The following is a 12,778-nucleotide window of genomic DNA, read 5'->3' as shown; positions in this document are numbered from 1 at the left end:
TATATTTTTAGTTATGGCGATTCGCAAGTACACCTATAAACTTTACCCAAAGTCAAAGCAGTCAGACGCACTGCTAGGGCAGTTGCGTCTGCATCAACAGCTATACAATGCCGCACTTCAAGAGCGTATTGAGGCCTATCGAAAGTGTGGCAAAACTATCTCCTACAACGAGCAGCAAGCCAGTCTGACCACCATCAGGGCTGAGCTAACGGAGTACAAGGCACTACCCTGCACCTCGAAGCGAATGACACTCCGGCGTCTGGATAAAGCATTCAAAGCATTTTTCCGCCGCGTAAAAAAAGGAGAGTCGCCCGGCCTTCCCCGTTTCAAATCCATTAATCGGTTTTCCAGTTTTGAGTTGCTGGAGCCGAAATTCATACATAACGAATCGGGAGGGCATGGCCGCTTATTTGTGCCAGGTGTCGGGCATATCAAAGCTCGCGGCCAATGCAGGATCACCGGAAAAATTAAAACATCCCAAATCCAGTACAAGCATGGTCAGTGGTGGTTGTCTCTCACTGTAGACGGCGACGCAATCCGCAACACCAGTGCCAGCAAAGCATGCGCAATAGATTGGGGCGTGGCGCATTTGCTAACAATCGTAGAGGACGACGGACGGATTGAGCATATCCCAAACCCTCGCTATTACCGAAACGGTAAAGAGAAGCAAGATCGCTTGCAACGGTCAGTTTCGACCAAAAAGCGGGGCTCTAACGGGTGGAAAAAAGCCTGCAAGCAATTATCAACATTTAAACGAAAGCAGGCGAGCCAAAGAAAGGATGCCCAACACAAGTTATCAAATAAAATTGCCTGCCGTTACGCATTGGTCGCGATGGAATCACTCCAGATCAAAAATATGAGCCGTTCAAGTCGTGGAAGCGCCGAGACGCCGGGTAAGAACGTCAAACAGAAGTCCGGACTTAATCGAGAGATACTGGACACCGCACCAGCGTCTCTCATATCGATGATTCGTTACAAAGCGGAAGAGGCTGGTAACGAGTTTGTTGAGATACCGACGAAAAAACTCAAGCCGTCGCAGCGCTGCCCGAAGTGCCTGCATACGACAAAGGATAACCGGAAGTCACAAGCTGATTTTACGTGCGTTTCTTGCGGCTATCGAGAGAATGCGGATGTTGTATCCGGCATTAACAGTCTTTTGTGGGCTTTAGGTTTGGGGCAGGAATGTGTCCCAGAGGTTTACACCTCGAAACCACTTCTAAGCGCAGCTTAGTGGTGGTACTTCATAAGGAAGAGCAATGTTTAATTCGCTCGCTTTCTAAAGGGCTGATATACTGAAACTATGAATCAAAAAAAAGCAAGACTTGGCACAGTCAAAAAGGCCTTATCATGAGCGAAGCACGTGAAACCCCGCAATATGATGTAGAAGTACCCTCCCGAGAAGCTCTCCTAGACGCCATTCGTGCGGACGCCAAACCAGTGTCGTTTGCCGATATTCTCGAACGTTTTGAACTTACCGACGAACGCCAACACATTGGCGTAAAGCGCAGGTTAAGAGCAATGGAACGCGATGGGCAACTCGTTTACACACGAGCGGACTCTTATGGCTTGCCGGAACGAATGGACTTAAAACGCGGTAAGGTTATTGGTCACCGCGACGGTTTTGGCTTCGTGCAATTAGAAACCGGCGGCAAAGACCTGTTTTTGCCGCATCACCAAATGCAATTAACCATGCACGGCGATACGGTGCTGGTAAAGGCTGGTCATGTCGACGCCAAGGGGCGTCAAGAAGCGCGCATTGTGCGCGTTGTTGAACAAGGGCGGTTAGAAGCAGTCGGTCGCTACTTTTTAGACCAAGGTGTAGCTTTGGTGGTGCCCGACGACTCACGTTTAAGCCAAGACATCATTATTCCGCCAGAAATGAACAACGGTGCGCGGCATGGGCAAATTGTTGTTGCCGAAATTTTGCATCGACCCACGCGGCGCAGTAACCCTGTAGGAAAGGTTATTGAAGTTCTCGGTGAGCACATGGCACCGGGTATGGAAATTGAAGTTGCTATTCGCGAGCATGGCATTCCGAATGAGTGGTCTGCGCAAGTGCTCAGCGAAATTGCGGAGATTGCCGATGAAGTGAGCGACGCGGATAAAAAAGATCGCGTTGATTTACGCCAACTGCCACTGCTTACGATTGACGGTGAAGATGCGCGCGATTTCGACGACGCGGTGCATTGTGCCCCCGACAAACGTGGCTTCCGGTTGTGGGTTGCGATTGCAGACGTAAGCCATTATGTGCGTGTGGGGACGGCGCTCGATAAAGAGGCTACTGAACGGGGTAATTCGGTTTATTTCCCGAACCATGTTATTCCTATGCTACCCGAAAAGCTGTCGAATGGTTTGTGTTCTTTAAATCCCCATGTTGACCGTTTGTGTATGGTTGCAGAAATGGTCGTGAGTGAGCGCGGTAAGTTGCTCGAGTATGACTTTTACCCCGCGGTAATGCGTTCACATGCGCGGCTCACTTACACTAAAGTGGCAGCAATTTTGGAGGGCGACGCAGCACTACGCAAAGAGTATGACGCAGTAGTGGGGCACCTCGAGAACTTGCCGCGTTTGTACAAAGTATTACGTAAAACCCGCGAAATACGGGGCGCGATTGACTTTGATACCGTAGAAACACGGTTTATTTTTAATGCGCAACGGAAAATTGAGCGTATTGAGCCGGTGTATCGCAACCAAGCACACATGCTGATTGAAGAATGCATGATTATGGCAAACGTTGCGGCGGCGAAGTTTGTCGAAAAACATGACGGTCTCACCCTCTTTAGAGTGCACGACAAACCCGACGACGAGCGCTTAGAAAGCTTTAGGTTGCTGCTTGGCGAGCTTGGTATTGTTATGCAAGCGAGTGAAAATCCGAGCCCCGCAGAGTTTGGCGATGTACTGGCAAAAGTGGCCGATCGGCCCGACAAAGAACTTATTCAAATGATGTTACTGCGCTCCTTACAACAAGCTGTGTACAGCGCAGACAACATTGGTCACTTTGGCTTGGCTCTTGAAGCTTACGCTCACTTTACGTCGCCGATTCGGCGTTATCCGGACCTTATTTTACACCGGGTAATTAAGTCGATTTTACGAAAAATAAAGAACCAAGCTGGGCTTGAAGGCGCGCGTTTCTATGATGAAGCACAGTTAGCGGCATTAGGCCCGCATACCTCGCATACAGAGCGTAGGGCAGACGAGGCAACTCGACAAGTCGACGAATGGTTAAAATGTGAGTTTATGCAAGATCACGTTGGCGAAGACTTTGCTGGTGTTGTTGCGTCGGTAACCAACTTCGGCTTATTTATTCGCTTGAATGATTTGATGATCGACGGGCTGGTGCATATTACCAATCTACCAAGCGAATATTATCACTTTGACGCAGAGCGCCATTTATTAATTGGCGAGAGTTCGCGCCAAGTTTATCGCATTGGTGACAAGGTTCAGGTAAAAGTTGCAGCGGTTAATCTGGATGAGCGCAAAATTGACTTTAAGTTGTTGTCTGTAGAGTCTGCCGACACTGAACTTACCGCGCGGGTAGTGATACCTTCGCGCAACAAAAAGAAACCCGCAGCGCACAACTCGGCTCGCGGTAAACGAAATAAAGGCGTCGAACGCGGCAAACCTGCTCGGGCAGGCGGTAAAGCGAGCGGTACGGCGAAGAAGCCAAAAGCGAAGCGTGGGAAAGCGAAAAAACGATGAGTAAGAAAGAAGAAGTATATGGCATTCATTCGGTGCAAGCGTTGTTAACCCACGCCCCTGAGCGTGTGCTTGAACTGTTTGTTCAAAAAGGTAAAGAAGATTTAGGGCATGGTGAAATTCTTAAGTTGGCGAAGCAAGCGGGTGTTCGCCCGCAGTTTTGCCACAAGAAAAACTTGGACCAACGCTGTGATGACGGCAATCACCAAGGGGTATTAGTGGTGATTACCCCAGCGCCACAGCTCAGTGAAAACGACCTGCCGCGACTGGTTGAAAATGCCAAGGGCGCACCGCTGTTTTTAGTCTTAGACCAAGTAACCGATCCTCACAATCTCGGCGCGTGTTTGCGAACTGCTGACGCCGCCGGTGTTACTGCGGTGATTGTTCCGAAAGACAAGTCGGCCGGCTTAACGTCAACAGCGCGAAAGGTTGCGAGTGGTGCTGCCGAAGTCGTGCCTTTTGTGGTGGTGACGAATCTCGCGCGTGCGTTGCGCGAACTACAAGAGCTCGGTGTGTGGGTTATGGGTACCGCGGGCGAAGCAACTGCGTCTCTTTATGACAGCAAACTCACCGGCCCTTTAGCGATTGTAATGGGGGCTGAAGGCACAGGCATGCGGCGTTTAACGCGTGAACATTGCGACGAATTGATGAGTATTCCGTTGCAAGGTACGGTAAGCAGCCTTAACGTGTCGGTAGCGACCGGTGTTTGTTTGTTTGAAGTGGTTCGTCAGCGTCAAAGCTAGAGAATTCGACTTATGCCTGAGGTGCAAATTGGCTTAAACTGCGAACCGCCTTGGCTTTGTAATTTAGTGATGGCCTTCATAGGCCTCGCTGTGGTCGTTCTTTTGCTGCTGTTACTGAAAAACATGATTCGAGAATGGCGCAAGATAAAGCAAGGCAACGATAAGGACGCGAGATAACGCTTGAGTTACACGGCTAAATTGCGTACAATCCCGCCGCTTGAATCAGCCCATACAAATGTCAAGTTCCTTGCCTTTATACAGCCGGGCTGAGCTGATCGTAGGCTTTAATCCATAAGGAGCAATTAATGCGTCATTATGAAATCGTATTTATGGTTCATCCGGACCAGAGCGAGCAGGTTCCAGCTATGGTTGAGCGTTACAGCGAAACCATTAAGCAAGGCGGTGGTACTATTCACCGTTTAGAAGACTGGGGTCGTCGCCAACTGGCTTATCCAATCAACAAGCTGCACAAAGCGCACTATGTTCTGATGAACATTGAAGCGTCTGCAGAAGTTGTGGACGAGTTAGAAACAACTTTCCGCTACAACGACGCGGTTCTGCGTAACCTGATCATGCGCAAAGACGAAGGCATTTCTGAGCCTTCACCTTTTGCGAAGCCGAAAGATGGCAAAGAAGACCGTCGCGAAGCGAGAACTGAAACTGAAGCTGAAGACTCAGCGGAGTAATTTCTGCGAGTAAATCACGCTGACGTGGAAAAGCTAGGAATAAATCAGCTGGTGATTGCCGGAATGCTTGCAAAAGCGCCGCGACTCACCAAAAGCCCCGCCGGCATTCCACACTTGCATTTATCGGTAGAACATCGGTCAATGCAAACGGAAGCTGAGCTTAGCCGACAATGCTATGTACGCATTCAGGTGGTTGCAAGCGGGAACTGGGTCCTAGCATGGTCAGAACAATTAACTCTGGGCAGTGCAGTAAAAATAGCTGGTTTTATTCAGCGTCATGAAGACAAAAATGGCATGAGTAAATTGGTATTGCACGCACAGAAGATAGAACAGGTTTAACAGGAGAACATCATGGCTCGTTTTTTCCGTCGTCGTAAGTTCTGCCGTTTTAAGGCAGAAGGCGTTAAAGAGATTGATTACAAAGATATCGCTACGCTGAAAAACTACATTACCGAAACTGGTAAAATTGTACCTAGCCGTATTACCGGCACTTCAGCTAAGTATCAGCGTCAGCTGGCGCGCGCTATTAAGCGTGCCCGTTACCTGAGCTTGCTGCCATACACCGATGGCCACAAGTAAGGGAGTGACAACGAATGAACATTATTTTGTTAGATAAAGTTGCAAACCTTGGTAGCCTTGGCGACCAAGTAAACGTGAAGTCTGGCTATGCACGTAACTTCCTTTTCCCAAAAGGAAAAGCAGTACCTGCAACCAAAGCGAACGTGGAAATGTTTGAACAGCGTCGCGCTGAACTTGAAGCTAAAATTGCTGCTGATTTAAAAGCTGCAGAAGATCGCGCTGAAAAAATCAACGCACTTGACGCGATTACAATTGCGTCTAAAGCGGGCGACGAAGGCAAATTGTTTGGCTCTATCGGTACTCGCGACATCGCCGACGCAGTAACTGCGGCGGGTGTTGAAGTACAGAAGAGCGAAGTGCTTATGCCTCACGGTACTATTCGTGAAGTTGGCGAATTTGAAATCGAACTTCAATTGCACGCAGACGTATTCGCAAGCATCAAGCTTGTAGTTGTAGCAGGCGAGTAAGTTTGTAAAAGTCTTTGTAAAAAAGCACTTAGTAAGAAAGCAGCACTTCGGTGCTGCTTTTTTTTTTGCGGCTGTGTATCATCGTTGCTCTCATTTGCAAGGGAAGCTCAGTAGTTATGGCTGAAACAAAAGCAAAGAAAGATTATAAAGTAGACGCCTTGAAAACCGCCCCACATTCCATTGACGCGGAGCAGTCTGTGCTCGGTGGCTTAATGCTCAGTAATCAGTCTTGGGACAACGTTGTAGAGCGGGTGATCAAAGACGATTTTTACTTACGTTCGCACCGCATAATTTTTGACGCGATGGCGAAGTTGCTAGAGCAGGGTAAACCCATAGACGTGGTAACCTTGTCGGAGCAACTCGAGCTTACGGACTCGCTTGAGTCAATTGGCGGCTTCGCCTATTTACTTGAAATTCAAAAGAACACGCCAAGTGCTGCAAATATTTTAGCGTACGCAGACATTGTGCGTGAGCGCGCAGTTATTCGTGAAATGATTGCCGTCGCCAACGCAATTTCTGAAACGGGTTTCGATACTCAAGGCCGCTCCAGCGCAGAGCTGCTAGACGATGCTGAATCGAAAGTGTTTGCCATTGCAGAGAAACGCGCGAAAAAGAACGAGGGGCCGCAGAATCTAGACGGTATTCTAAGTAAAACCCTCGCGAAAATAGAAATGCTTAGCCAGCAAAAGAACAATAATGGTGTAACCGGGGTTTCTACCGGGTTTTATAACCTCGACAAAATGACTGCTGGTTTGCAGCCTTCAGATTTAATTATTGTTGCCGCGCGTCCGTCGATGGGTAAAACAACCTTTGCAATGAACTTAGCGGAAACAGCGGCACTCAATAATCAGTTCCCGGTAGTGGTATTCAGTTTAGAAATGCCCGCCGAGCAAATTATGATGCGGATGCTCGCGTCGTTGAGCCGGGTAGACCAAACCAAAATCAGAACTGGGAAACTCGACGACGATGACTGGGACCGTATTGGCTCGGCCATGGGAATGCTCAAAGAAAATGGCAAAATGTATGTAGATGATGGCTCTGGCCTAACGCCGACAGAAGTGCGCTCGCGCTCGCGCAGAATTCATAAAGAGCACGGTGGCTTGAGCATGATAATGGTGGACTACTTGCAGCTTATGACTGTGCCAGGAATGACGGAGAACCGAACGCTAGAGATTGCTGAAATATCGCGCTCATTGAAGGCGCTGGCAAAGGAGCTCAATTGCCCTGTGGTTGCCTTGTCCCAGCTGAACCGCTCGCTCGAGCAACGGGCAGACAAACGGCCGGTGAATTCAGACTTACGCGAATCGGGCTCTATAGAACAAGACGCAGACGTGATTATGTTCATTTACCGCGACGAGGTGTATCACCCAGACAATTCTGAAGACAAAGGATTAGCAGAAATCATTATTGGTAAACAGCGGAATGGCCCTATTGGCCGCGTAAAGCTGAAGTTCCATGGTCAATTGTCACGTTTCGACAATTATGCCGACAGCGAAATTGGAGACTATTAATGCGGGCAGCATGGGCCGCAATTAACCTCGATGCGCTGGCGCATAATTTGCGCCTTATTCGGCAACAAGCGCCAGGTAAGCGCATTATTGCCGTGCTCAAAGCCAATGCCTACGGTCACGGTTTAGCGCGTATAGCGGAAGCTTTGTCGAGTGTCGAAGCCTTGGGGGTTGCGCGGCTAGACGAAGCATTAGAGTTACGCAAATCTGGCATTACACAGCCCATTGTGTTGTTGGAAGGCTTTTTTGCCGCGGAACAATTACCTGTACTTGCGGCTGGAAATATTCAGCCGGTGTTGCACCATGAATGGCAAATTGAAGCACTGCTTGCACATGGGGGTATCTCCGATCCATTAAAGGTGTGGTTGAAAGTCGACACGGGTATGCATCGGCTAGGTGTCGAACCTGACTCTGCAAAAAAATGGTACCAAGCGTTGAGTGCGTCGCAGAATGTGAATGGGCAGCCAGTGCTCATGAGTCACTTGGCCTGTGCCGATGATAGCGAGCATGAAAAGAATTCTAGCCAACTTGGCGTTTTCGGTCAGTTAGTTCTCGACATTGAGCCCGTGTCTACGTCGCTGGCGAATTCAGCCGCACTTTTTGCAACTCTGGGTGCTGAGTATGACTGGGTGCGGCCAGGGTTGGCGCTTTATGGAATTAATCCGTTAACGCGTTCGGCTCCAGAGAATTCGCCGGTAACTTATTTACGGCCTGTTATGAACTTGAATGCCGATGTGATTTCAACCCGAGCCATTGGCGCAGGTGACACGGTTGGTTATGGTGCGACGTGGAGTAGTGCGGTGCCAACACAGCTCGGCATTGTTGCGATTGGTTATGGTGACGGTTATCCGCGGCACGCCCCAGAAGGCACACCGGTATGGATTAATGGTGTCTGTTATCCGTTGGTTGGGCGAGTGGCCATGGATATGATTACCGTTAATCTAGGCGCGGAGTCTAGTGTTAAAGTTGGCGACACAGCACAACTTTGGGGCGAGCAGTTACCTGTTGAAACCGTGGCAAAGTGGGTGGGTACAATTCCCTATGAATTGCTTTGTAACGTCGCCAAGCGTGTTACCTTAGAGTATTGAGTTTCTTGGGCAGTCAGCTGGCTCAAGCCCTTCGTTTAACGAGAGGCTTGAGCGCTGAGGTTAGAGTTTGTCGAAGCAAATTTCGAGATATGCTTTGCCCGCTGCATGAGTGAAAGGCATGATGAGTTTCGGGCCTTCGGCGCGGTGCTTAATGGTGTGGTTAAAGCCAGAAACCACAATGGGTGAGGCCATTTCAAAATCGAAGCCCTTTTCGCCGAGAATACGCTTGGCTCCGCCCGTAACCATGTTGGTAATTTCACCCACCATATCAATTACGTCGTCGTTAATTTCCGAGGGTTTTTCGCCTAGCATTTTATACATAATTTCGATGGCTAAGCCTTCTTCGAAACTAATAGAAAAAGATCCTTTGGTTTGCGGTCCCACCATGCCAATCAAGCCAGACACGTCACCGCGCGCTTTGTCGTCTTTTTTCAATTGCGCCTTGCCGGGCGTGAGTTCGACTTGTGCCATCATTGACAGCACATTTTGCAATGACGATAAAAATGGGTTTACAAATTCAACATTCATAAATGCTTGAGTCCCTGTCGTTTATACTTAATTCTTGGCTTTACAGCTGCCACATACCCCGTGAGCTTCAATGGTTTGATGGTGCACATCGAAACCGTGCTGTTGCGCTTGTTCGAGCATTGCGTTGTCGACACCCGCGGAGTGTATTTCTTGTACTGAGCCGCAGTCGGTACAGATCAACATTTGCGCTGGGTGTTGCTGCTCAAAATGCGAACACAAGACATAGCTGTTCGACGACGCTATTTTGTGCACAAAACCTTGCTCTTGCAAAAAGTCGAGAGCGCGATAGATCGTTGGCGGTTTTGCGTTCGGCACTTCGCTTTTTAATAAGTCCAAAAGATCGTAGGCACCAATTGCCCCTTCTTGTTGCGTGAGGATTCTGAACACTTCCTTGCGCGTTGGGGTAAGCCTAACACCGCGACGTTCGCACACCGCTTCTGCTCTGTTTATAAGCTGTTCTGGTTTTAACATGATCATGGTACGAGTATATCACGCAATTTGTTTATCGGTAGACTGAGGCGATGATTGACCACTGCAAAGCGATGACTTTGTGCGTATAATGTGCGCCCCGTAATTGTGTAATGTATCAGAGGTAGTGCGTGGTGAATATCAAAAACAAGTCGGCCAAGGTAATTTCCGTGGCTCCGATGCTGGATTGGACCGATCGCCACTGTCGCTACTTTCACCGCTTGTTAAGTAAGCAAGCGCTACTTTATACCGAAATGGTAACGACAGGCGCCATCATTTACGGGAAATACGATCTCCTTGAGTACAACCCCGAAGAACACCCTGTTGCGTTACAACTTGGCGGCAGCTCGCCTGCCGACTTGGCAATATGTGCGCGCAAAGCTCAAGAACGCGGGTACGATGAAATTAACCTAAACGTAGGTTGCCCCTCAGATCGCGTGCAAAACGGAAGTTTTGGTGCCTGCTTAATGGCGGAGCCGAAGCTGGTTGCTGATTGCGTCAAGGCGATGCAAGATGTTGTGGGTCACAGTATTCCAGTTACGGTAAAAACGCGGCTCGGTATTGATGATCACGACAGCTACGCGTTTCTTTGCGATTTTCTCGATGCGTTAACCGCGGTAAATTGCCCAACGGTAATTTTACATGCGCGCAAGGCTTGGTTAAACGGATTGAGCCCAAAAGAGAATAGAGAGATTCCGCCACTAAATTACGACAGAGTTTATCAGGCGAAACAAGATTACCCTCATTTTCAGCTTCATATTAATGGCGGTGTTCAGTCGTTAGCGGAGGCTGAAGAGCATTTGCAAAAAGTAGACGGTGTAATGATAGGTCGTGCCGCGTATCAAACTCCGTGGTTATTGTCCGGTGTCGATGGACTGTTAGGTTTTGAGTCACCAATTTCTGATCCCGACCATGTAGTTACGCAAATGATCCCCTATATTGAAGCCTATATGAAAACGGGTGGGCGCTTTTGGCACGTGGTGCGCCACATGCTAGGGCTGTATCAAGGCCAGCCGGGAGCGAAGCTTTGGCGTCGCTTGTTGAGCGAACAGGGGCCTCGCGCCAACGACGTATCGCCGTTGCTAGACGGTGAATTATTACTTCGTGAACACCGAGCGCGCACGGCACTTTCGGCTCGCTAAAGCGCTTTTTACCCGCGTTTTAACAGTGGTGGCGAAAAGCACTAAGTACGTTGGTCTTTTTCGCCACTTCTCGGCAGTAGTGATTCTTTAGGTAACTCCAGTAAACTCATCTGTTCTTTTTTGCGCTTTAAAATCAGTTGTTTAGGTTTTTCTGCGGGATTGGCACGGGACTTGTAATACCTCAAGTGTAATACAGCAATAATGCTCTAATTCACTTACAAACGAGGTTTACAAATGAAAACGTTAACAATCGCAACTACACTGGTTCTTGGTTTAATGTCGGCTTCTGCGTCTGCATTTTCTCTTCCTGAATTACAGATGGAATTGCAGAATGATTTAGAGTCAGTAAGCAAAACCTGCATTCAAATGAATAAAACGCAAATGAATGAATCGCTTCGACTCAGCATGCATGAACATTTAGCGCTTGGTGTCGTTGCTGAGCATGTTGAACCAGCTCTGTCGACGAATTTTGGTAGCCTTGAAGCAAGCGCGCTTACGAATTCAGCTCCACAGTAATGCGAGTAGGTTAGAATGACGACCAGATGCGGTGTTATGCACTCGCCGACATCTTAAAAGTTTGCTACCGTGTTCTTAATGCGCTAACAGTTAGCCGGTATTTAATAAGAACAATAACGGGACCCAAACATGAAAATAACAACCACTGCTTTGTCTTTAGTGCTTGCTCTAGGTGCAACTGCGGCTTCTGAGCTGTATGCCGCAGAGCCGTTTTCGGCAAGCGAACGCGCAAAGCGTATTGCAAAAAATACTTTAATAATCGACACCCACATCGATGTGCCTTGGCGCTTACAAATGGATTGGGAAGACGTAACAAAGGCAAGCCAGCGCGGCGACTTTGATTACGAGCGTGCGGTTGAAGGTGGACTGAACGCACCTTTTATGGCGATTTACATACCGGCTTCGTACGAAGACAACGGCGCCTACACCTTAGCAAATCACCTTATCGACTTTGTTGAGAGCATGGTTTATCGTGCCCCAGACAAATTCGCGATCCCTTATAAAGCCAGCGACCTTGAAGCCCATTTTGAAGCCGGGCTTATGAGCCTACCCATGGGTATGGAAAATGGTGCACCCATTGAAGGAAAGCTCGAGAATTTGCAGCATTTCTTTGACAGAGGGGTACGTTACATCACGTTGGCGCACTCTGAAGATAACCATATAAGTGATTCGTCTTACGATATTCGAGGAACTTGGGGCGGCTTAAGCCCATTTGGTAAAGAGCTCGTTGTGGCTATGAACAACATAGGTATGATGGTTGATGTTTCTCATATTTCGGATCAAGCATTTTACGATGTTTTGGAAATAGTGAAGGTTCCGGTTATAGCTACCCACTCCTCGGCACGAAAATTCACGCCGGGTTGGCAACGCAATATGAACGACGACATGATTAAAGCATTAGCTGAAAATGGGGGAGTTATTCAAGTTACGTTTGGCTCTACTTTTGTAACACGCATGGCTAACCAACATCGTTCGCGCTTGCAGCGGCTTGCTGCAGACATTAATGAACGATTGGGAGAGGGGACAGAAGCAGCACAAGCAGCCATTGCGAAAATGCGTGAGGAAAATCCTTATCCTTTTGCTCAGCTTAGCGATGTTTTAGATCATATTGACCATATCGTGGAACTGGTTGGTATTGATCACGTTGGTATTGGCTCTGATTACGATGGCGTCGGTGATACCCTGCCCGAGGGCTTAAAAGATGTGAGCACTTTCCCTAATTTAATTCAAGGCCTGCTTGACCGAGGCTATAGTGAAGAAGAAATAGATAAAATACTCTATAAAAACACGCTGCGTGTTTGGCAGGCTGCTGAAGCATTTGCTATGTCCAATGGTATGTGGTAGAACATAATGTCTA

General features: G+C 48.4%; 14 protein-coding genes. 12 read left to right on the top strand and 2 right to left on the bottom strand.

From position 1 onward, the window contains the following. Nucleotides 1–13 precede the first annotated feature (13 nt). From DQW12_RS11725 to alr, 9 genes are all read left to right on the top strand, one after another. Nucleotides 14–1,231: an RNA-guided endonuclease InsQ/TnpB family protein gene (locus DQW12_RS11725; protein ID WP_113908059.1), complete on the top strand. Its 1,218-nt coding sequence runs from the start codon at nucleotides 14–16 to the stop codon at nucleotides 1,229–1,231. Between the two features lie 116 nt (nucleotides 1,232–1,347). Further along, complete coding sequence (gene rnr / locus DQW12_RS11720; protein ID WP_113908058.1) at nucleotides 1,348–3,699, top strand: ribonuclease R; 2,352 nt, start codon at nucleotides 1,348–1,350, stop codon at nucleotides 3,697–3,699. Then, nucleotides 3,696–4,439, top strand: a complete 744-nt coding sequence (gene rlmB / locus DQW12_RS11715) for a 23S rRNA (guanosine(2251)-2'-O)-methyltransferase RlmB (RefSeq protein WP_113908057.1) — start codon at nucleotides 3,696–3,698, stop codon at nucleotides 4,437–4,439. Before rnr ends, rlmB begins: the two co-directional genes overlap by 4 nt. Before the next feature lie 305 nt (nucleotides 4,440–4,744). Next, nucleotides 4,745–5,125, top strand: coding sequence for a 30S ribosomal protein S6 (gene rpsF, locus DQW12_RS11710; RefSeq protein ID WP_113908056.1), 381 nt, complete (start codon nucleotides 4,745–4,747; stop codon nucleotides 5,123–5,125). Between the two features lie 24 nt (nucleotides 5,126–5,149). Then, nucleotides 5,150–5,464: a primosomal replication protein N gene (priB, locus tag DQW12_RS11705; RefSeq protein ID WP_269800934.1), complete on the top strand. Its 315-nt coding sequence runs from the start codon at nucleotides 5,150–5,152 to the stop codon at nucleotides 5,462–5,464. 12 nt (nucleotides 5,465–5,476) lie between these two features. Beyond that, nucleotides 5,477–5,704 (top strand): 30S ribosomal protein S18, encoded by a 228-nt coding sequence (gene rpsR / locus DQW12_RS11700; protein ID WP_007419241.1) that lies wholly within the window; start codon nucleotides 5,477–5,479, stop codon nucleotides 5,702–5,704. A 14-nt stretch (nucleotides 5,705–5,718) separates the two neighbouring features. After that, nucleotides 5,719–6,171, top strand: a complete 453-nt coding sequence (gene rplI, locus DQW12_RS11695) for a 50S ribosomal protein L9 (RefSeq protein ID WP_113908055.1) — start codon at nucleotides 5,719–5,721, stop codon at nucleotides 6,169–6,171. Between the two features lie 116 nt (nucleotides 6,172–6,287). Then, nucleotides 6,288–7,682, top strand: coding sequence for a replicative DNA helicase (gene dnaB, locus DQW12_RS11690; RefSeq protein WP_113908054.1), 1,395 nt, complete (start codon nucleotides 6,288–6,290; stop codon nucleotides 7,680–7,682). Further along, entirely contained in the window at nucleotides 7,682–8,767 is a 1,086-nt protein-coding gene (alr, locus tag DQW12_RS11685) for an alanine racemase (protein ID WP_113908053.1), read from the top strand. Before dnaB ends, alr begins: the two co-directional genes overlap by 1 nt. Nucleotides 8,768–8,827: 60 nt before the next feature. On the opposite strand, the gene DQW12_RS11680 is transcribed toward alr, so the two are convergent. Continuing rightward, nucleotides 8,828–9,295: a chemotaxis protein CheX gene (locus DQW12_RS11680; RefSeq protein WP_113908052.1), complete on the bottom strand. Its 468-nt coding sequence runs from the start codon at nucleotides 9,293–9,295 to the stop codon at nucleotides 8,828–8,830. Between the two features lie 27 nt (nucleotides 9,296–9,322). Further along, the gene (zur, locus tag DQW12_RS11675) at nucleotides 9,323–9,766 is read right to left on the bottom strand and encodes a zinc uptake transcriptional repressor Zur (protein ID WP_370444364.1); all 444 of its coding nucleotides are present in this window, start codon (nucleotides 9,764–9,766) and stop codon (nucleotides 9,323–9,325) included. A 128-nt stretch (nucleotides 9,767–9,894) separates the two neighbouring features. Here zur and dusA point away from each other — a divergent pair, with 128 nt between their 5' ends. From dusA to DQW12_RS11660, 3 genes are all read left to right on the top strand, one after another. Then, nucleotides 9,895–10,905: a tRNA dihydrouridine(20/20a) synthase DusA gene (gene dusA, locus DQW12_RS11670; protein WP_370444363.1), complete on the top strand. Its 1,011-nt coding sequence runs from the start codon at nucleotides 9,895–9,897 to the stop codon at nucleotides 10,903–10,905. Nucleotides 10,906–11,139: 234 nt separating this feature from the next. Next, on the top strand, nucleotides 11,140–11,421 hold the full coding sequence (locus DQW12_RS11665) for a hypothetical protein (protein ID WP_113908050.1): 282 nt from the start codon (nucleotides 11,140–11,142) through the stop codon (nucleotides 11,419–11,421). Between the two features lie 129 nt (nucleotides 11,422–11,550). Then, nucleotides 11,551–12,765 (top strand): dipeptidase, encoded by a 1,215-nt coding sequence (locus DQW12_RS11660; protein ID WP_113908049.1) that lies wholly within the window; start codon nucleotides 11,551–11,553, stop codon nucleotides 12,763–12,765. The last annotated feature ends 13 nt before the right edge of the window (nucleotides 12,766–12,778 follow it).

Origin of the sequence: Aliidiomarina celeris (assembly GCF_003316875.1) — a bacterium.
Lineage (GTDB): Bacteria > Pseudomonadota > Gammaproteobacteria > Enterobacterales > Alteromonadaceae > Aliidiomarina > Aliidiomarina celeris.
The sequence above is the reverse complement of the archived record's forward strand: the minus strand, read 5'-3'. Positions and strand labels throughout refer to the sequence as shown.